This is a genomic window from Microbacterium sp. 16-032 (assembly GCF_041079455.1).
GTDB lineage: Bacteria > Actinomycetota > Actinomycetes > Actinomycetales > Microbacteriaceae > Microbacterium > Microbacterium testaceum_A.
Map to the genome: position 1 here is coordinate 180153 of NZ_JBFYGQ010000004.1, position 18962 is coordinate 199114.

Sequence of the window (18962 nt, forward strand, 5' to 3'; positions counted from 1 at the left end):
TCATCTCCGCTCCTCGCGCGTGCGCGACGAGCCTCCCCCTCTCTTCGGAGCGGAGGACGGAACGGATGCCGTCAGCGCGGAGTGCTCTGCCCGCTCGGCGTCGCGGGTGACAGGGCGAAGACGGCGACCCCGGTGACGATGAGGGCCAGTGCGACCCCGAGGCCGAGGCCGAGCGACTCTCCCAGGAGGGGGACGGCGACGACGGCGGTGAGGACCGGGCTCAGGGCCCCGGCTGCGGCGGGCAGGCTGCTGCCGAGGTTCTTGACCGCGACGACGTAGCACGCGGTCGAGAGCAGGCCCGTCCCGACCCCCTGCACGAGGGCATAGCTTCCCACCGTCGCCAGATCGGCGGTGCCGGCGAGCAATGCGGACGGGAGCACCCCCGTGACCGCGAGCAGAAGAGCGGATGCCACGGACGTGGTCGAGACGATCACGATCACGCCGACGGGATCGAGGCGCGTGCGGGCGACGCCGAGGGTGTACGCGGCCCAGACGAGGCCGGCCGCCAGCAGAACGGCGATGCCGCCGGCCCCGGTCGGTCCGCCGGTGAACAGGGCGCTGGCCGCCACCCCCGCCACTATCGCGGCGAGGGCGAGTACGCGCCGTCGCGACACCGTCCGGCGGACGCACAGGAACAGCAGGAGGGTGACGAAAACAGGGACGGTTCCCGGCACGAGCAACCCGGTGAGAGCCGCGGAGGTGAGGTGCGCGCCCCAGGCGAACAACAGGAAGTGCGGCAGCCCCGCCAGCAGTACGAGAGCCAGAACCGTCGGGCGCTCGGTACGGAGGGTGCGCAGCGTGCGGGGGATCCACGGGCTCAGGACCACCGCGGGCACGGCGAAGCGCACGATCGCGGCATCCGCCATGGTGAGTCCGGCCCCCTCGAGGGCGCGCGTGGAGAGGGCGAACGACGACCACAGCATGACGACGGCGGTCAGGGCGGCGACGCCGACCAGGGTGCGGCGTGGAACGGCGCGAGGCAGGGAGAGAGCGAACGTCGTCACCCTGCGAGCGTAGAAAGGACGGCGCCGCAGGCGATTGCGATGATTGCTCGATCGGTCTAATTTTTGGCAGAATCTGCTACATGGTGGACCTCGACCGCATCGACCGTCTCATCCTGCGCGAGTTGCAGCAGGACGGACGCCTCTCGAACCAGGAACTCGCCGATCGCGTCGGCCTCTCTCCATCGCCGTGTCTGCGGCGTGTGCGCCACCTCGAGCAGGCCGGGGTCATCGAGGGCTACCGCGCCGTCGTCTCGGCGAAAGCCGTGGACCTCACCATCACGGCTTTCGTGCGATTGCGGCTGGCCTCGCACGAGGGAAGCACCGTGGACGCCGTCGAAGAGCGGTTGCGCGCCATTCCGCACATCGTCGAGGCGCACCTGCTCGCCGGCGACTGGGACTACCTCGTGCGGATCGTCACGCCGAGCTTCGAGGAGTACGAACGGCTCCTGCGCGAGCACCTGCGAGCGATCCCCTCGCTGTCGTCGATCGACACGACCTTCGCGTTCGGGGTCACCAAGCCCGTCTCGCCCCTGCCCCTGGGGACGGAGCCGGGGCACACGTGAGACCCGGGTCGACGATCGCGACCCGGGCCCGGGACCCCTCAGCGCGGCGAGCGCTGTTTGAGGACTTTCGCCTGCACCTTGCGGCGGATCTTCTGCACCTTCGGGTCCTTCCAGACCCGGTAGGCGACCGTTCCGGCGGCGGCCGCGCGGCCGATCGCCGTCCGCGCGAGCACCGCTCCCGCGAGTGCGACCGCTCCGGTTCCGATCCAACGTGCGACACCCATAGCGCCTCCTCGATTCCCGTGTGGAATCTCACCTCACACGATCGGAGGGCGGATGCCGCGCCGCTTGCGCCGACGCCCGCGGTGTGCGTCGGTCAGCGCAACGACCCGCCCGAGGGGGCGGCGAACGGCTCGAGCGCGGCGATCACGTCGTCGCTCAGCGTGGCCTTGCTCGCCTCGACCGCGTCGTCGATCTGGCTCGGGCGCGAGGCGCCGATGATCGCGGTCGTGACGACCGGGTCGCGCAGCACCCAGGCCACGGCCAGCTGCGGGATCGAGAGTCCGGCTTCGCGAGCGACCCCGTCGATACCGCGGATGCGCTCCAGGTAGTCGTCGGTGAGCGCCGATTCGTCGAGGAAGCGGCTGTCGGCCGCGCGCGAGTCGGCGGGCACCGTGCCGTCGAGGTACTTGGCGGTCAGCAGCCCCTGCGAGAGCGGCGAGAAGACCGCGCTTCCGACCGAGAGCTCGCGCAGCGTCGGGAACAGCTCCGACTCGGGCGTGCGGTCGAACAGCGAATAGCGCGGCTGGTGGATGAACAGGCGGATGCCCTCGGCGGCGAGCAGCTCGTGCGCGCGGCGGGTGAGCTCGGCCGGGTAGTTCGAGATGCCCACGTACAGCGCCTTGCCGCTGCGCACGATGTCGGCGAGCGCGGTGACCGTCTCTTCGATCGGCGTCTCGGGGTCGACCCGGTGCGAATAGAAGACGTCGACGTAGTCGGTGCGCATGCGGGTGAGGCTCTGCTCGAGAGAGCGAACGAGGTACTTGCGCGACCCGCCGTCGCCGTAGGGGCCCGGCCACATGTCGTAGCCGGCCTTGGTCGAGAGGAACAACTCGTCGCGGTACGCGCGCAGATCGCTGTCGAGGACCGTGCCGAACGTCGTCTCGGCGGCACCGTAGGGCGGGCCGTAGTTGTTGGCCAGGTCGATGTGCACCACGCCCCGGTCGACGGCGTGACGCAGGATCTCGCGCTGCGAATCGAGGGTGCGGCCGCTGCCGAAGTTCTGCCACAGCCCGAGTGAGATGCGGGGGAGAGGGATGCCGCTCGCCCCGGCGCGCAGGAACGGCACGTCGTCGTAGCGGGTGGAGGACGGCGTGAACGCGGACGTCAGGCGGGGGTCATCGGCGGCGATGGGCATGGTTCTCCTCGGCGGTGAAGGGGGACACCGTCGACTCTGCCACGGACCGCAGCGGAGCTCAGGCGGGAACGCGCGAGAGCTCTTCGCGCAGGATGCCGGCACCCGCCGACAGCGCGCTCAGCTTCTCGAACGCCACCTGGCGCGGCAGAGGGGCCATTCCGCAGTTCGAGCTCGCGATGAGCTTGTCGGCATCCACGAACTGCAGAGCCCGCCGCAGGGTGTCGGCCACCTCTTCGGGAGTCTCCACCTCGTGACTGGCGACGTCGATCGCGCCGAGCATGACGTTCTTGCCGCGGATGAGCTCGATGAGGTCGATGGGCACGTGCGAGTTGTGGCTCTCGAGCGACACGGTGTCGATGCTCGAGCGCTGCAGCAGGGGGAACGACTCCTCGTACTGACGCCACTCGGCGCCCAGGGTGGCCTTCCAATCGGTGTTCGCCTTGATGCCGTAGCCGTAACAGATGTGGACGACGGTCTCGGCGCGCAGCCCCTCGGCGGCGCGCTCGAGGGTCGCAACTCCCCAGTCCTTCATCTCGTCGAAGAAGACGTTGAACGCGGGCTCGTCGAACTGGATGATGTCGACCCCTGCCGCTTCGAGCTCGCGGGCCTCCTGGTTGAGGATGGTCGCGAACTCCCACGCCAGCTTCTCGCGGCTGCGGTAGTGGTGATCGGCGAGCGTATCGATCATCGTCATCGGCCCGGGCAGGGCCCACTTGATCGGGCGATCCGTCTGCCGGCGGAGGAACGCGGCATCCTGGACGAAAACCGGCTGGCGACGGCTCACCGCACCCACCACGGTCGGAACGCTCGCGTCGTAGCGGTCGCGGATGCGGACGGTCTCGCGATTCTCGAAGTCGACACCCTCGAGGTGCTCGATGAAAGTCGTCACGAAGTGCTGGCGGGTCTGCTCGCCGTCGCTGACGATGTCGAGGCCACGGCGTTCCTGCTCCGTGGCGGCGCTGCGCAGGGCGTCGTGCTTGCCTTCGACGAGGGTGTCGCCCTCGAGCTCCCAGGGCGACCAGAGCACCTCGGGCTTGGCGAGCCACGCGGGCTTGGGAAGGCTTCCGACGATCGAGGTGGGGAGGAGGGTGTTCACGGGGCGGGTCTCCGGGGAGGTCATCGGGTCGGGAGGGCGTCGGCGACGAGCCACGCGTCGAGCACGGCGCGGTGGGGCTTCACGAAGTGCTCCTCGGTGTAGCGACCCTGGGTAATGCCGAGGCGGCTGCGCTCTTCGCGGTCGTACGCGATGTTCGTGCGGGTGAAGTCGTCGTGCGCGAGGGTGGGACGGTAGACCTCGCCCGCCGGCTCGTGGGCGTTGTAGATCTCGGGACGGTAGATCTTCTGGAAGGTCTCCATCGTGGCCACCGTGCCGGCCAGCTGGAGATCGGTGTAGTCGGCCAGAAGATCGCCGCGGAAGTAGAACGCCAGCGGTGCGACGCTGCCCTGCGGCATGAAGTACCGCACCTGCAGGCCCATCTTGCCGAAGTACTCGTCGGTGAGGCTGAAGCTGTCCTGCTCGTACTCGAAGCCGAGTACGGGGTGCTCGACACCGGTGCGGTGGTACTCGCGGCTCGTCGACACGCTGATGCACACGACCGGGGACTGCGTGTAGCGCTCGCGGTACGCCTCGGAATCGAGGAAGTGCTCGAAGAGCTTGCCGTGCAGGATGCCGAAACCCTCGGGCAGCGTGAACGGCTTGCCCTCGCCGTTGGCCGCCGGCAGCAGCACGCTGAAGTCGTAGTCGCGCAGGTAGGACGAGAAGTTGTTGCCGACGATGCCCTGGTGGCGCTCGCCGGTGACCGTGTCGACGACGTGGATGTCGAGCACCTCGAGCAGGGGGAACTCGCGGTCGTCGCCGGCGTCGTCGTCGAAACGGAGCTCGGCCGAGACGATGTCCAGCTCGACGCGGTAGCGGTCCGCGTCGTCGCCGACGAGCTCGTTCATACGGCGATCGATCATCGCGAGGGCGTTCCGCAGGTTCTGCTGGCGGTGCTCGCCCCGGGCGAGGTTGGCGAAGTTCGTGGTGATCCGCGAGCTGGCCGAGGGCGCGTAGTCCTCGTCGAAGCGCGTGGTGGAGATGCGGAACGTGATGTCGTTCGTCATGTCGAGCCAATCGGGTAGGGCCGGGGTGGGCCGTGCGGTGATCGTGTCCTCATCGTGCGCCTTCGGGCGGGTCATCGGGTAATTCCGTCCCGCTATGCCGAGGTATAGCCTCGACCTATGGCGAAGCGGGCGAGCGGCATCACGCTGCAGCAGATGCAGTACTTCATCGAGGTGGCCGCCGAGGGGTCCATCAGCGCTGCGGCCGACCTGCTCTACGTCGCGCAGCCCACGATGTCGGCCGCGATGCGCGATCTCGAGACGCGCGTCGGTCGCGACCTGCTCACCCGTTCGGCGCGCGGGGTGACCCTCACCGTCGATGGAGTGGAGTTCCTCGGCTACGCCCGCCAGGTGGTCGAGCAGGCGGAGTTACTCGAGCAGCGTTACCTGGGGCGTCCGCCCTCGAGGCGCCTCCTCGGCGTCTCCGCTCAGCACTACTCGTTCGTCGTCGACGCGTTCGTGCGGATGGTGAAGGCGACGGATGCCGCTGAGTACGAGTTCTCTCTGCGCGAGACCCGCACCTTCGACATCATCGAAGACGTCCGGACGTTGCGCAGCGAGCTCGGCATCCTGTTCCGCAACGACTTCAATCGGAACGTCCTCGACAAGCTGCTGCGGGACTCGGGCCTCGCCTTCCACCCGCTCTTCCGTGCCGAGCCGCACATCTTCGTCTCGCGACGCAATCCGCTCGCCACGCGCGAGCGCGCGACCCTCGACGACCTGGCGGACCTCCCGCGTCTCACCTTCGATCAGGGCGCGAACAACTCGTTCTACTTCGCCGAAGAGATCCTCTCGACCCTCTCGAGCAAGCAGGAGATCCGGGTCTCCGACCGCGCGACGATCTTCAACCTCATGATCGGTCTCGACGGGTACACGATCTCGACGGGCATCATCAGCGACGACCTCGACCCCGAGATCGTCGCCGTCCCCCTCGACGTCGACGAGCGGATCGAGATCGGCTGGATCGGCCGCACCGCCATCCCCCTCACCGAGCAGGCGCAGCGCTACCTCGGCGAAGTGCGCGACGTGGTGGCGGGGTTCGGGGTGGAGTTGCTGGATTGAGGCCTCGCTGACGTCGTGAGAGGCGACGACTCCTAACATGAGCCGCCGCCTCTCGCGAGCGATCAGCTCGCGCGGGTCCGCGGGCGACGCATCGCCCAGCCGGCCGCACCGGCAACCAGCAGCGCTGCTCCGAGCAGGGCGACGCCGAACGGAGCCTGTGCTCCGGTCGCGGCAAGAGTGCCCTTCGCAGAGACAGTGACGGGCAACTGCGCGATCTGCGTGCCGTCGGCGGCCCACACCACGATGTGGTGCTGACCGGTCGGCAACGTCGCCGGAATGCGCACGTCGAAGCTCACGTGTCCGTTCGCGTCCGCGGTGGGGATTCCCGTGATGCGGATCGGGTCGCTGCGCAGCTCTGCTGCGACCTGCTCGCTGGCGGCGAGACCGCTGACGCTCACGCGCACGACGCCACCACGCTCAACAGCGCTGACCGACGACGTCGCCGAGCGCGGGGCGGAAGTGCCGCCCGTCGGCGAGCCGGTCGCCGACGGGCCGGGGCCTGTCGTGCCGGTCGGCTGCGGGCTGACAGTGCTGGTGGGTTCAGGGCTCGCCGTTCCGGTGGGTTCTGGGCTCGGCGCATCCGTGCGGACGACGGTCACCGTATAGGTCGTCTTCGTCCGGTGGTCCTGCGCGTACGCCTCGAGGGTCAGCGCCGGGCTCCCGTCGCCGATTGTCACCGTGCGCTCCTGCGTGTCGTCGATCAGGATGCCGTTCGCGAGGATCAGTCCGCTGGGAACGGCCGGGTCGGCGTCGAAAGAGACCTCCGTGCGGCCCTTCGGAACGCTCAGGGTGTACGAGGTGGTCGCCCCGTCGAACGCGGGCGAGAGCGTCCCGCCCTGGAAGGAGAGCTTGCTCAGCGCCGAGGTCGTACCGAAGGACGTCTGCGTGGCCGTGAAGACGCCGTAGACCCCACCGACGTAGCTCGTACCGTTGCTCTGGAAGCGCACCGTGACGACGGGGATCTTCTTGCCCGCCGTATCCAGGACGTACTGCCCGTTGGCGTCCTTCTTGTAGCGGTCCTTCGCTTCAGTGTCGGCCAGGAACGATGCGGGGATCTCGTCGTACTGCACGTACCACTGGTCGGCGCCGGAGGCGTTGGTGATCCTTTCGCTCTTGAGCTTCTGGTCGTTGACGTAGACGTCGAAGGTCCTCCCGTTGTCGCCGCCGTAATAGCGCACACCGAGGTAGTTCTTCGGTGCCGACGATTCGACTTCCAGGTCGTACTGGAAGAACGCCGCAGGGTTCATCTGCGCGTCGCGGTAGCTCATGCCCCGCCACACGCCGACCTGCGAAAGGTTGGTCTTGTAGCTCTTCCCCGCCTCGCTGTTGTTGTTGTCGAACGAGACCAGGGAGTCGGTCGTGGTCTCGTCGATGCGGAGCTGCTCCTTGTCCTTACGGATCATCGCCTGGGCAGCGTCGGAGTCGGGCTCGATGAGGTTCATGTACAGGCCGTAACGGACGTTGTACATGCTGTAGTACGGCTCGAAAGTCAGGGCCGCCGAGGCACTGTCGACGTTCTTCAGACCGAACCGCATCACCGACCGCTTGTTGTTGTCGAGACCGTTGTCCAGACGCACCAGGTTGGCGGTGATGTTCTTCTTGAAGTCATCGACGTGGGACACCAGCACGTTGTTGCTGACCGACTTGTCGGCCACGCTCATCTGCACCAGGATGCCGGCCTCGTACGAGGCGTCGACATTCGTCGAGCTGAGCGCCGTCGACAACACGACCGGACCGTACCGGAACGCGACCCAGTTCGGGTTCCCGGCGTCGGAGTCGACCGTGACGGAGGCGGGGAGGGTGTAAGCGAGCGTGTCGCCGGCCGACACCGGAACCACGAGGTACCCGTTCTCGCTCTTCCCGTCGAAGGCCTTGCCGTTCACCGTCAGCGTCGCGTTCGGCGACCAGCTCGGCACGCGCAGGCGCAGCGTCGTCCCGTCGACCAGGGCGGTGCCATCGAGCGCGGCGACCGAGAACTCCGCCACGTCGGTGTTGGGGATGTCCGCCGTCTGCGTGAGCTTCAGGTTCTGCTCGGGCGAGCTGAGCTCCGACGAGCGGAACATGTTCACCCACACCGAGGTGCCCTTGTGGAAGTAGATCGAGTCACCGAGCTTCGTGAAGCTCTCGGTCGCGGTGCCGTGGTCGCACCAGAACTCGTCCTCCTTCTTGCCGAAGACCTTGGCGTAGCCGGCGGTCTGCGGCTGGAAGTACGTCATCATGCCGGTGTCGGGGTTCTGCGAGGCCAGGATCGTGTTGATGTAGGTGTTCTCGTAGTAGTCCGCATACTTCACGTCGGGGTTCACCCGGAACAGCGCCCGCGTGAGCTTGAGCATGTTGTACTCGTTGCAGCCCTCGACGGTCGAGTTCTCGCCGTACCCGCTGGTGTTGCCGTTCGTGGCGAAGTCGTACAGCGTACCGGGCTCCTGGAAGTGCTCGGAGTAGCTGTTGCCGCCGCCCACGTACGAGTGGTCCTTGACCACCGTGGCCCAGAAGTTGTCTGCGGCCTGACGGTACATCCCGAGGTCGGCCTTCTCGGCGTCGCTGAGGCGGGCGTACAGCGTGGGGTTGTCGGTGAGGACCGTGTACCGCTTGAGCGCGCCGATCAGCTTCGGGATCGTGGTGTTCGCGTGCTTGCCGGCGAGAACGTCTTGACCCGCGGCGAGTTGGCGGAGAAGAGCCGTCTCGTCGAAGTACTGGGCGGCCTTCTTGTGGTTCTCGTCCATCGTGATGCTGTACAGGTCGTACAGCGCCTCGTTCATGCCTCCGTACTCGGTGTTGAGCAGTTCACCGGGGTTGGCCTGGCGCGAGCCCCACGTGTTCAGCCACGTTCCGAAGCCCTTGGCAACGGTGAGCGCCTTGTCGCCGACCGCTTCGGGCGCGTACTGGTGCGCTTTGAGGAGTCCGGCCAGCACCTTGTGCAGGTTGTAGAACGGCACGATGAGGCCGTCGCGACCGCCGGGCAGGTACGACACCGGGAAGGGGGAGACGTAACCGGCGTTGTCGGGGTCCTTCTGCGCGTAGGCGTCCTGAGCGGCCTTCAGACCGTCGACGGCCGTCGTCAGCTTCTCCAGAAGCTGCGCCTTGCGCGTGGCATCCGTCTCCGTGGCGTACGCCTGCGACAGCGCGGAGAGGAAGTGTCCGAAGAAGTGACCCTGGAAGCGCGCACCCGTGGTGCGCTCCCATCCGCCGTAGGGCTGGGCGGTCGTCGGGATGCCTGAGAGCTGGTCGAAGGAGTAGAGGAAGCGCTTCGGGTCGAGGGTGAGCAGCCAGTCGACCATCTTGGTGTGGCTGTTCTGCAGGTAGGGGTCTCCGACGAGCACCTCGTTGAGGTCGGTGTCGCCGACGTACAGCGACGCGACCGAGCCGTCCGCCGGCACGGTGACCGTGAACGTCTTGGTCTTCGTGGCGCTACCGCCGTAGGTTGCGCTGGCCGTCAGGGTGACGGTCGCGTCGGCACCCTGCGGGCGCGCGACCGTGGCCTGACCGCCGTGAACGGAGATGGTGCCGGTGTTCGAGGAGGTCCAGGAAAGTTCGGACCCGTTCGCCGTCGAGGTCGGCACGCCGAAGTCGGTGGTGGCGTTGGTGGGGACCGATACGGAGTCGAGACCCTTCTGCGCGACGGTCGAGGGGTCGAAGGTCGGGTCGTTCTGCTTCTGCACGGCGACGACGTCCGTCGTGGTGGCGACGGCGTCGTAGAGCGTGAAGTCGTCGAGGGCGCCGCGGGTGTACGCGCCGTTGTGGACGACTCCGTTGAAGCCGATCGTCTTCTCGACATCGGTGGTGCCGAGCACGCCCGAGGCGTTCGGGCCCACCGGGTTGATGACGGTCGAGGTCTGCTTCTCGCCGTTGCGGTAGAACGACACGGCTTTGGTGGCCTTGTCGTAGGTAACGGTGACGTGGGTCCACGCGTCACTCGGGAAGAACATGTCGCGGGCGCCGGTGACCGCGACCTTGTAGGGCTGATTGTTCCCCGGACCCACCGAGAGTGCGAGCGGGGTGTTGGGACCTTCGGAGGTCAGGTACCACCCATCGGAGAACCACTCTCGCTTGTTCCAGGTGAACACCTGCTCTCCGTTGCCCATGCTGCCGTCGGGCTTGAACCAGAACGATGCGGTGAGGTTCTCGGGCTGCAAGGACGGGGACGTCCCCAAACCGAGCGCATCGTCTCCGGAGAGCTTCAGCGCCCGCCCATCGATCCCCGCGGTGTACTCCGCCGTTCCTTGGATCATGGAAGTCCGGTTGTTGTTCGGACCGCTGTCGGCGATCGAATCGTCGAACGTGAGGTCGAGGACTTTGGAGCCGTCGAGCCCGGTGGCCGCCGCTGCGGCGGCGGGCACCGTAAGCGCCACCGCCCCGCTGGCGACCATGAGGGCCACGGCACCGAGCGCGACCGACTTTCGGATACGGGACATGCTGTTCCTTCCTGCGGCGTCGCAGAACGAGGAAGCCGGGCGTGCGGCGGAAGGCCTCAAGGCCTTTCACGAAAGGGGGCCGGACCTCCGAGAGGAGCGTCATTGCGCAGCGACGTCTTCGTCGCCTGAATTAAATGTTAACGCTCACAGTTTTCGTAGGACAAGGCCCGTTTCAAAAGAGTTACCTGATCGACCGACTATTCGACTGCAGGCGGGAGCCCCTAGATGAGAAACGGATGAGAAGGCTCTCCAGCTCCTTTCACACGCCTGCAAGATGCGTTTACTGTCTCAGGACGCGGCGCCGATGCCGCGGACCATTCAAAGGAGAATGACCATGCAGCACGTATCCCCCCGTCCTCGTGCCCTCCTGCAGCGCGTCGTGGTCGCCGCGGTCGCTCTGGCCGCGGTCGTCGCCCCGCTGACGGTGACGTCGACCCCGGCGGAGGCCGCGGGTCGGATGACCTACACCCTCTACACCGAGGCGAACCCGACGGCCGACCAGGCCGACGCGTACGACCGCATCCGAGCCGCCATGGATGCCGCGGTCTCGCGCTACAACGAGTTCAGCGACTTCGACCGGCACCTCAACGTCTACTACGTCCCCGGGGTGCCCACCGCCGAGGCGAGCATCGACGGGACCATCCGATTCGGCGACAACCGCGGCTTCATGCAGGAGCGCACCGCGCTTCACGAGATCTCGCACACCGTGGGCAACGGCACGGCCAACGCCTGGTACGCGATGTGCCAGAACGGGCGGTGGACCGGAGCGAACGCCAACGCCAAGCTCGCCGAGTTCGACGGCGCCGGTGCCGTGCTGAACTGCGGCGGTTCGCACATCTGGCCCTACGGCCTGAACTACGACAACGAGATGTCCGACCTCAACGCCGACCGGCACGTCCAGATCATCTGGGCGATGATCGCCGACGGCATGTGAGGCAGAGCGACGGGCGCCGTGCAGCCGATTCGGCTCGCACGGCGCCCGTCGCTTCGCCTCAGTGGCGCTCGCCGCGGAGCGGACGGCGCCGCACCCACATCGCGGCGCCGGCGACCATGAACATCGCCCCCAGAAGAGCAGCTCCCAAGGGTGCCTGAGTTCCGGTCGCCGCGAGAGTGCCCTGGGCCGAGACGGTGATCGGCAGGCGTGCGAACTCGGTGCCGTCGGCGGCCCACAGCACGATCTCGTGCCGACCGGTGGGCAACGTCGACGGGATGCGCACATCGAAGGCCGCGCGCCCCTCCGCATCCGCCTCGGGGATTCCCGTGATGCGCACCGGCTCGCTGTGGAGCTCGGTCCTCACCGTCTCCCCGGCGAGAAGTCCCGTGACGTTCACCCGAACCTCTCCGCCCCGCTCGACCTGCGTGGCGGAGAGTGAGGCGGCGCGCTTCGATGCGGCATCCGGGGTGGAGGGAGGCGGGGCGTCGGACGTCGGCTCGGCGCTCGGCGACGGGCTCGCCGGCGCGGTTCCCGTCGGCTTCGGGTCGGGAGTCGTCGTGGGTCCCGGGGTGGAGGTGCCTGCCCCGGCGATAGTGATCCGGGCGGTGATGGTGCGAGAGGCGGGTGCGACCTCCTGTTCCTTCGTCAGCGTCAGGTCGAGTCGCCCGTCCGCGCGCACGTTCACCGACTGGAACCACGTGTTGCGGTCGGGGTCGAGGAGGCCGCCGGCCCCGTTCGGGTCGGTCGCCGTGTGCGGGTCGGGGTACGGCCGTGCGTGGTACGCCAGCAGGAGGTTGCCCTCGGCGTCCTCGATGAAGGAGTTGTGGCCGGTTCCCGCGGTCCGCGTGACGGCGGACTTCTCGTCCGCGCCGAGCCGGCCCTGCAAGGTGTCGTTCGTATCGAGCACCGGGAACGCCGTTTGCTTCCAGCTCGCGGGATCGGTCAGCGTCGCGTTCGCATCGGCCGTCAGCAGGCCCAGGTCGTAGTACTTGTCGACCGTCCCCCCAGAGTAGGTGACGTAGATGCGTCCGCCGTGGGAGATCATGTACGGTGCCTCGACGACGGCCTGATCCCGACCCTCGTTCGTGTCGGACGGCGTCGGTGCCTGCTTGCCGTGCTCCCACACCTGGCTCGTGCCGTAGATGGTCGACAGCGACCCGTCCAGCAGGGGAACGACACCCTCGCCACCGCGGGCCTTGCCCACGAGGATTCGACCGCCGTTGGGCATGATCCAGTAGCCCTGGGTGCGGCCGTTCTCCACGCGCTCGAAGTACGACACGTCGAAGGCGGCGCCCTCGAGCACCACCGGCTCGCCCCAGTTCTTCTCGTCGAAGAAGCCGCCGGCGGCGATGGATGCCGCGTCCCCGGTATACGGGATGAGGACGGTGTTATCGCACCAGCCGCCGGTCTGCGCGAAGCCGCGGTTCATTCCGGCCACGATCCACCAGCGGCCGTTGATCTTGTGGAACTCCTGCGCCCAGATGAACCCGCCCCACCCGAAGAAGGTGTTCGGGTACTGCCCCTCGCGTCCGACGGTGCCGTTGTCGGGGTCGATCACGATCTGCTCGGGGGCCGTGGTGAGACCGTCGAGGGTCGTCGCGCGCTTCAGGCCGATCTTGCGGTAGCTGCTCGACTCGTCGATACGACCGTCGCTCGCCTCGCCGTAGTGCGACCCGGTCAAGTAGTAGTAGCCGTCGTCGTCGTTGTAGAACACGTGCGGGTCGGCGCGCGCGTCCGAGACCATGCGTTGCGCGTGCTGCTGCACGACACCCTGGATCTCGTACGTGCCCGGGCCCTTCGCGGCCGCGTCGGCCGCCTGCTGGGCATTCCACTGCACGGGGAGGCTCTTGGTGCTGCCGTCGTTGTAGCGCAGCGTCGCGGTGCGGGGGAGCGCTGCGCGCACCGCCGCGGCGTCGGCGCCGCTCTCGACGCGGGCAGAGACGGCATCCACCCCGGTGTTCTGCAGGTCGACGTACGCGTCGACGAAGGAGCCGAACTGGTCGGGCGTCACCGCGGTCTCGGACACCTCGCTCGCCCAGGAGGGCAGCCCCTGACCGGCGAGGCGGGGCGTGCGTGCGTCGGCGCGTGTCGGGGTCGAGACGGTCGCCGAGGAGTCGAGACCCGAAAGCGCCGCCGCGCGGCCCTCGCCGGAGGAGAGGTCGGTCCACAGCACCTGATACCCGCCTCCGGGGAGGGCGACGATGCGAGGCGTCGACACGATCCCGGACCCCAGGTCGATCACCTGCTGATCGGTGAATGTGCGGTCGTCGGTCGAACGCCAGACGTAGATGCGGCTCGTGGAGTCGTTCTGCGACGCGACGACGCCGAGATGCCCGTCCGCATCGCGGAAGAGGCTCGGCGAACCCATCTGCGCCCACGGCTTCGCCGCCTGGGTGTCGTCCCAGAGGACCGACAGGATGGCCTGGCCGCGATTGAGCGGCTGCCACCGCTCGTCGCCCGCGGCGCGCGAGGCGACGTAGAGCGAATCGGCGCGACGGTCGTCCGCGTAGGCGAGCGGATCGTCCTTCACGCCGCCGACGGTCGTGACCGTCTTGACGTAGGTGGCGATCTCGCCGCCGGGAGCCCGCAGTGTGACATCCCAGGTGAACGACTCGGCGGCGCCGGCGACCTGCGCGCGCAGGCTCACCGCGACCCCGTCGGCGCCGAGGCCGTCGGTGTCGACCGAACCGTCGGGCCGGACGCGGGCCGCTCCCGGGCCGGTGGCCGACCACGAAACCGCCTGTCCGCGCACCTCGGCGGGCAGATCGCCGAGGACGACGGAGGGGACGCCGAGAGCCGCGCGGTCGTCGGCCACGGCGCCGACGACCCCGAGTTGGTCGGGCGTGAGGGCACTGTCGTAGATGGTGAGGTCGTCGATCAGCCCCGAGAAGTATTCGCCGCCGCCCCAGTTGGCCTTGCCCACCTGGAGCACTCCGCCGTTCGTGCCGAGGATCTCGTCGAGCGCGGGTCCGCTGAGCGCGGCGTCGAGGAGCTTCTGGTCGACGTAGAGTCGCGCGGTCTCGCCGGACAGGACGAGGTCGACGTGCTTCCATCCCGCGCGGCCGTCGTGGGTGAGATTGCCGGTGGTGTCCCGCCCGCCGCTGTTGCGATACCGCTCGACCGTGAGCCCGCCGGTGCGGTCGAGGATGCCGAGATAGCGCTCGTTCCCGAACGTCGGGGTCGCCGCGTCCGCGGCCGCGAAGACCGTCCACCCCACGTTGTCCGATGCGGCGGGCATGCTGTCGTACGAGATCGTGACCTCGTGATCGCCCGCGAGTACGGCACCGCCGTCGGCGTTGCGCACGTCGAGCCAGAATGCCGACGACAGTCGCGCCGCGGTGCCGTGCCCCTCGCGTCCGGCGACGAGATCGGCCGTCCCACGGACCGCGGCCCGGGCGTTCCCCGACACGAATGTGCCGTCGACCGGGGGTGCGTCGAAGTCGAAGGAGGCCACCGGCTGGGGAGCCGCCGCGGACACGGCGGCCTCCCGGACGGGCGCGGCGACAGCCGGGGTCCCGGCCGCCGTGGCGGCTAGGACGCTGACGACGCCCAGGGCGACGAGGGTGCGTGTGCGTGTCATGAGAGGTTCCGTGTCCAGGTGTTCAGACGTGGGTGCGGCGTCGGCGGCCGATGAGGACGGCGGCTCCGGCGAGGAGCGCGCCGGTGGCGAGCAGCGCCGCGGTGAACGACACCGCACCTCCCGTCGCGGCCAGGGAGCCGGCCGCGACCACCTCGATGGCGAGAGGAGCGAGGGGGGAGCCGTCGGCCCGGCTGATGGTGAGGGTGTGTGCTCCGACGGCGAAGTCGGCGGGGACCGCGACCCGGAAGGTCACCGTTCCCGAAGCGTCGGCGGCCGGGATGCCGGTGATGGTGAGCGGGGTGCTGCGCAGAACCGCCGAGACCTGTTCTCCAGCGGAGAGTCCGGTGACGCTGACGGTGAAGGACCCGCCCTGTGCGATGCGGTTCGCGCTCGCCGTGGCGGTCGCGGTCGTCTGGGGTGAGGATGTCGCGCCGGGGGTCGGACCCGGGGTCGGCTGCGCGGTGGGCGAGGTCGGCTCCGGCGTCGGCGTCGTTCCGCCTGCGGGGGTCACCGTGACGGTCATGGTGACCGTGCGCAGGGCCGGCAGCACCTGCTCGTCGCGGCTCATGTCGAGCACGGGACGATCGCCGGCTGCCCAGTGGATGCGGCCGATGCGGGTGTCGCGACCGTTGCCGCTCACCCCGTCACCCCACGTGTGGTAGACGTACAGCTCGTTGCCGTCTTCGTCGGTCGTCACGGCTCCGTGGCCGGGACCCTGCGGGTAGGTCAGGTAGTCCGTGACGTCGGCGGGCATGGGGACGCTCTTCATCAGCGGGGTGTTGTACTTGTGCCAGCTGTCGATGTCCATCAGGTCGCTGTCGAGATCGGCCCAGACGCCTCCGACGACGTAGCGGGGGCTGACACCGTCGCTCGAGTAGATCAGGTAGATCTTGCCGTCGCGTTCCATCGCGAACGAGCCCTCCGCCAGGCGGAGCTCCCACGACAGCGCGGGCGAGATGACCGGCGTGGCCTCGCCCACGATGCGGGTGGGGTCCTGGGGGTCGACCTTGGCGATCCAGGTGAGCGGGTCGCCGAAGCCGGGCGAGGTGTAGCGCTGCGACCAGGTGTAGTACGCCTGGCCGTTCGCCTCGAAGTAGGTCATGTCGAGGCTGATGTTGCTGTAGCCGGCGCGACCCAGGGGGGCGCCGTCGGCCTCCAGCACGGCAGCGGGCTTCGACCAGTCGGCGGGGTTGGCGGGGTCGCCGCCGTCGCGCAGCTGCATGATGTGCGACTGCACCGTTCGCCAGTCCGCGCCGTCGTTGGACTGGGAGTTGCCCGAGTTGAAGCACGGCGAGAACAGGATCGACAACTTGCCGCCGATCTCGTGGATCTCGGGAGCCCAGTAGCATCCGGCGATCGTGCGTCCGTCGGTCGTCGTGTCGCGCTTCGTGAAGCGGTTGAGCAGGTCGACCTCGCGCTGGGCGCCGCCCGCCGCGTCGGACAGTCCGTCGAACGTGTCGGCGACACGGATCGGAAGGTGAGCGGAGGCGATGTTGTTGTTGTTCGTGTCGTCGGTGGCGATGAACAGGTACTGCGTCTTGCCGTTGCGCTCGTAGCGGTAGATCGTGGGGTCGGCCCGGTTCGCGGCGAACGGGACGCTGTAGTCCTTCTGGCGGACCGTGCCCGTCACCGTGAAGGCGCCGCTCTTCGCCTCACCGACAGCGGCGAGGTCTTCAGCCTTCCAGTCGACCGGGAGCGTCGCCGTCGATCCGTCGGAGTACGACAGGTCGACGCGCGCGTCGCCGATCGCGTCGGTCTTGCCGGCCTCGACCGTCACGGGTGCCACGGTGGCGGTGGTGTTGACGACGCGGTTGTACCGCTGCGAGAGCGCTGCGGCGAGCGCCCCGGTCACCGGGAGGGAGCCGCCGGGCTCGGCGTTGGCGACGCGTCCGCCGAACGCGGCCAGCGAGGGGGAGTCGACCGTGCTGATCGGGCCGTCGACGACGTCGCCGCGGTTGCCGTCGACCACGATGCGGGAGCGGCGGCCGTCGTTCTCGGGGTTGAAGGTATCGGCGACCAGCTCGGTCCGGGCGAGGTCGCTGACGCTGGTGTGGTGCGCCGCGCCGTTGTCATCGGCCCACGAGACGAGGTAGCGCTTCTGCCCGGAGTCCCATACGACGTGGGGCGCGGTGACACCGGCGGTCGTGCCGAGGTCGATGGTGCCCAGCTCTTCGAACTGCGCGCCTTCGTCGTCCGCGGCGCGGAAGACGGTCGCCCCCGAACGGGCCGTGTCATCCGGGGTGCCCGACATGAGCACGCGCGTGGTGATGAATCCGAGGCGGCCGTCGGAGAAGAAGAACGGCGAGGGGGCGGCGATGCCGCGCTGGTCGACGTTGTCGACGCCGAGGTGCTCTCCGGAGGCGAACACGACGCCGTAGTTGTTCTGCAGCGGCTGCGCCTGGTCCGGCGTCGAGCCGACGGCGAAGTGGATGCTGCGCGCGACGGTGTCCTGGTTCGCGTCGCGGTCGCTCGTGGGCGTCCGGGTGTAGGCGACGAGGCTCTGTGCCGTGACGGGATCGAGCACCGTCACCGTGAAGGTCTTCGAGAAGGTGGTCGCCCCCCAGGTGGCTGAGGCGGTGATCGTCGCGGTGCGGTCGCCCGCCCCCGGGTTCACCAGCGCGCCGTTGTGGACGGCGTCCCCGCTCCACCGCAGGTTCGCCCCCGCGGGAGACGGCAGAGCGGTACCGGATGCCACGACCGGCGGGACGACGAGCGAGGCGCTCAGTCGGGCCGAGAGGTCTTCGGCGGAATCCGCCCGCACGGTCACGCGCAGAGGCGTCCCGGTCGCCGTCGCGCCCGCGAAGGTCGCCGTGGGAGTCAGGGTAACGGTGGCGTCGGCCGAGCCGGGGGCGGGTCGCGTGACCCGGCCGTCGGCCGAGACGACGGCCGGGTTGCTCGAGGTCCACGAGATCGCGGAGCCGCTCGAGCCGGTGCGCGTGAGCGCGAGGTCGCCGGAGACGGCGGAAGTGTCGCCGAGGTCGATGGCGGCGACGTCGCCGCGTGCGATCGCGTCGGCCGAGGGGGCCGCGATCGCTCGGATCTGATCGGTGCTGAGCGCGGCGCGGTCCACGCGGACGTCGTCGATGGCCCCGGCGAAGAACGGGTCTCCGGGGTAGAGCGACTTACCGATGAGGCCGGAGAAGACGGAGGTTCCGACGGTGGCGGCCCCGGTCGCGGTCGTCGCGGTGGATGCCACGGCTTCCCCGTCGACGTAGGTGGTGACGCGCTGACCCGACTGCAGCGCCACGGAGACGTGGCTCCACCGAGTCGATGAGGCGGGCCCCTTTCCCGTCGCTCGCTGTTCGGAGCCGGACTTGACGGCGCCGATCAGGTTCCCGCCGCAGCGCGGAGTGGCGAACAGGTACCGCTCGTTCGAGCTGCCGAGGCTGTACGCCCAGGAGCACTCCTGGCCCCCGGACCACTTGATCCAGGCCGAGATGGTCACGTCGCCGGTGGCGGTGTCGGTGAGTCCCGGCGCGATCTCAACGAACGCCGCTCCCGAGCTCGACGTGCCTCCCGGCAGCGACAGGGCGTGATCGGATCCGCCGCGAGGGCCCGACACGACGCTCGCGCCGGCACCGCGCACGGTTCCGGCGTGGGTGCCCACGGCATCCGGGATCTGCGCACCCGCGCTCACGGGCCCGGTGGCGAGGCCGTCGAAGTCGTAGAGCAGAGCGGCGGTGGGGGCCGCGGCCTGGGCGGGAGCGATACCGGTCACGAGCCCTCCTCCCACGAGGGCAGCGGCGAGGGCGAAAGCGGCGGGACGGCGTGAACGCATGCGGGTGAGCCTTTCGGGCGGACGGCGAGGTGTCACGTTCGGGCCGCCGTCGAGGCGACCGGGACCGCACGTCGTCGTGGCGGTCCGAGCCGGAAATGCGGATTCCGGCCTCGGTCGCGACCGACACTAGACAATGCGCGGGAGCGAGCGCAACACAAATGTGAACCTTCAC

11 protein-coding genes are annotated in these 18962 nt (G+C 68.9%); 3 read left to right on the forward strand and 8 right to left on the reverse strand.

Going from position 1 to position 18962, the window contains the following annotated elements; all coding sequences use genetic code 11:
* Positions 1-71 precede the first annotated feature (71 nt).
* Complete coding sequence (locus AB6V31_RS09520; RefSeq protein WP_369365275.1) at positions 72-1004, reverse strand: EamA family transporter; 933 nt, start codon at positions 1002-1004, stop codon at positions 72-74.
* 80 nt (positions 1005-1084) lie between these two features.
* On the opposite strand from AB6V31_RS09520, the gene AB6V31_RS09525 reads away from it, so the two are divergent.
* Entirely contained in the window at positions 1085-1567 is a 483-nt protein-coding gene (locus tag AB6V31_RS09525; protein WP_369365277.1) for an Lrp/AsnC family transcriptional regulator, read from the forward strand.
* A gap of 38 nt (positions 1568-1605) precedes the next feature.
* Here the strand turns inward: AB6V31_RS09525 and AB6V31_RS09530 are convergent, their stop codons facing one another.
* The 4 genes from AB6V31_RS09530 to AB6V31_RS09545 form a co-directional block, all read right to left on the reverse strand.
* Positions 1606-1791 carry a hypothetical protein gene (locus AB6V31_RS09530; protein ID WP_056229409.1) on the reverse strand — a complete coding sequence of 62 codons (186 nt, stop codon included), beginning with the start codon at positions 1789-1791 and terminating at the stop codon, positions 1606-1608.
* A 92-nt stretch (positions 1792-1883) separates the two neighbouring features.
* The gene (locus AB6V31_RS09535; protein WP_056229406.1) at positions 1884-2924 is read right to left on the reverse strand and encodes an aldo/keto reductase; all 1041 of its coding nucleotides are present in this window, start codon (positions 2922-2924) and stop codon (positions 1884-1886) included.
* A 58-nt stretch (positions 2925-2982) separates the two neighbouring features.
* Complete coding sequence (locus AB6V31_RS09540; RefSeq protein WP_369365279.1) at positions 2983-4020, reverse strand: methionine synthase; 1038 nt, start codon at positions 4018-4020, stop codon at positions 2983-2985.
* A 20-nt stretch (positions 4021-4040) separates the two neighbouring features.
* The gene (locus AB6V31_RS09545; RefSeq protein WP_369365706.1) at positions 4041-5027 is read right to left on the reverse strand and encodes a putative oxygenase MesX; all 987 of its coding nucleotides are present in this window, start codon (positions 5025-5027) and stop codon (positions 4041-4043) included.
* A 117-nt stretch (positions 5028-5144) separates the two neighbouring features.
* Here AB6V31_RS09545 and AB6V31_RS09550 point away from each other — a divergent pair, with 117 nt between their 5' ends.
* Positions 5145-6086, forward strand: a complete 942-nt coding sequence (locus tag AB6V31_RS09550; protein WP_056229404.1) for a LysR family transcriptional regulator — start codon at positions 5145-5147, stop codon at positions 6084-6086.
* Between the two features lie 62 nt (positions 6087-6148).
* Here the strand turns inward: AB6V31_RS09550 and AB6V31_RS09555 are convergent, their stop codons facing one another.
* Entirely contained in the window at positions 6149-10498 is a 4350-nt protein-coding gene (locus AB6V31_RS09555; protein ID WP_369365280.1) for a beta-L-arabinofuranosidase domain-containing protein, read from the reverse strand.
* 334 nt (positions 10499-10832) lie between these two features.
* On the opposite strand from AB6V31_RS09555, the gene AB6V31_RS09560 reads away from it, so the two are divergent.
* On the forward strand, positions 10833-11432 hold the full coding sequence (locus AB6V31_RS09560; RefSeq protein ID WP_369365281.1) for a hypothetical protein: 600 nt from the start codon (positions 10833-10835) through the stop codon (positions 11430-11432).
* 58 nt (positions 11433-11490) lie between these two features.
* Here the strand turns inward: AB6V31_RS09560 and AB6V31_RS09565 are convergent, their stop codons facing one another.
* Positions 11491-15012 (reverse strand): family 43 glycosylhydrolase, encoded by a 3522-nt coding sequence (locus tag AB6V31_RS09565; RefSeq protein WP_369365283.1) that lies wholly within the window; start codon positions 15010-15012, stop codon positions 11491-11493.
* 22 nt (positions 15013-15034) lie between these two features.
* Positions 15035-18790 (reverse strand): family 43 glycosylhydrolase, encoded by a 3756-nt coding sequence (locus AB6V31_RS09570; RefSeq protein WP_369365285.1) that lies wholly within the window; start codon positions 18788-18790, stop codon positions 15035-15037.
* Between the last annotated feature and the right edge of the window lie 172 nt (positions 18791-18962).

Bases quoted from the DNA above. Each gene is read 5' to 3' on its own strand.
- AB6V31_RS09525 (WP_369365277.1), top strand. From the start codon at position 1,085: ATGGTGGACCTCGACCGCATCGACCGTCTCATCCTGCGCGAGTTGCAG.
- AB6V31_RS09530 (WP_056229409.1), bottom strand. From the start codon at position 1,791: ATGGGTGTCGCACGTTGGATCGGAACCGGAGCGGTCGCACTCGCGGGA.
- AB6V31_RS09535 (WP_056229406.1), bottom strand. From the start codon at position 2,924: ATGCCCATCGCCGCCGATGACCCCCGCCTGACGTCCGCGTTCACGCCG.
- AB6V31_RS09545 (WP_369365706.1), bottom strand. From the start codon at position 5,027: ATGACGAACGACATCACGTTCCGCATCTCCACCACGCGCTTCGACGAG.
- AB6V31_RS09550 (WP_056229404.1), top strand. From the start codon at position 5,145: ATGGCGAAGCGGGCGAGCGGCATCACGCTGCAGCAGATGCAGTACTTC.
- AB6V31_RS09555 (WP_369365280.1), bottom strand. From the start codon at position 10,498: ATGTCCCGTATCCGAAAGTCGGTCGCGCTCGGTGCCGTGGCCCTCATG.
- AB6V31_RS09560 (WP_369365281.1), top strand. From the start codon at position 10,833: ATGCAGCACGTATCCCCCCGTCCTCGTGCCCTCCTGCAGCGCGTCGTG.
- AB6V31_RS09565 (WP_369365283.1), bottom strand. From the start codon at position 15,012: ATGACACGCACACGCACCCTCGTCGCCCTGGGCGTCGTCAGCGTCCTA.
- AB6V31_RS09570 (WP_369365285.1), bottom strand. From the start codon at position 18,790: ATGCGTTCACGCCGTCCCGCCGCTTTCGCCCTCGCCGCTGCCCTCGTG.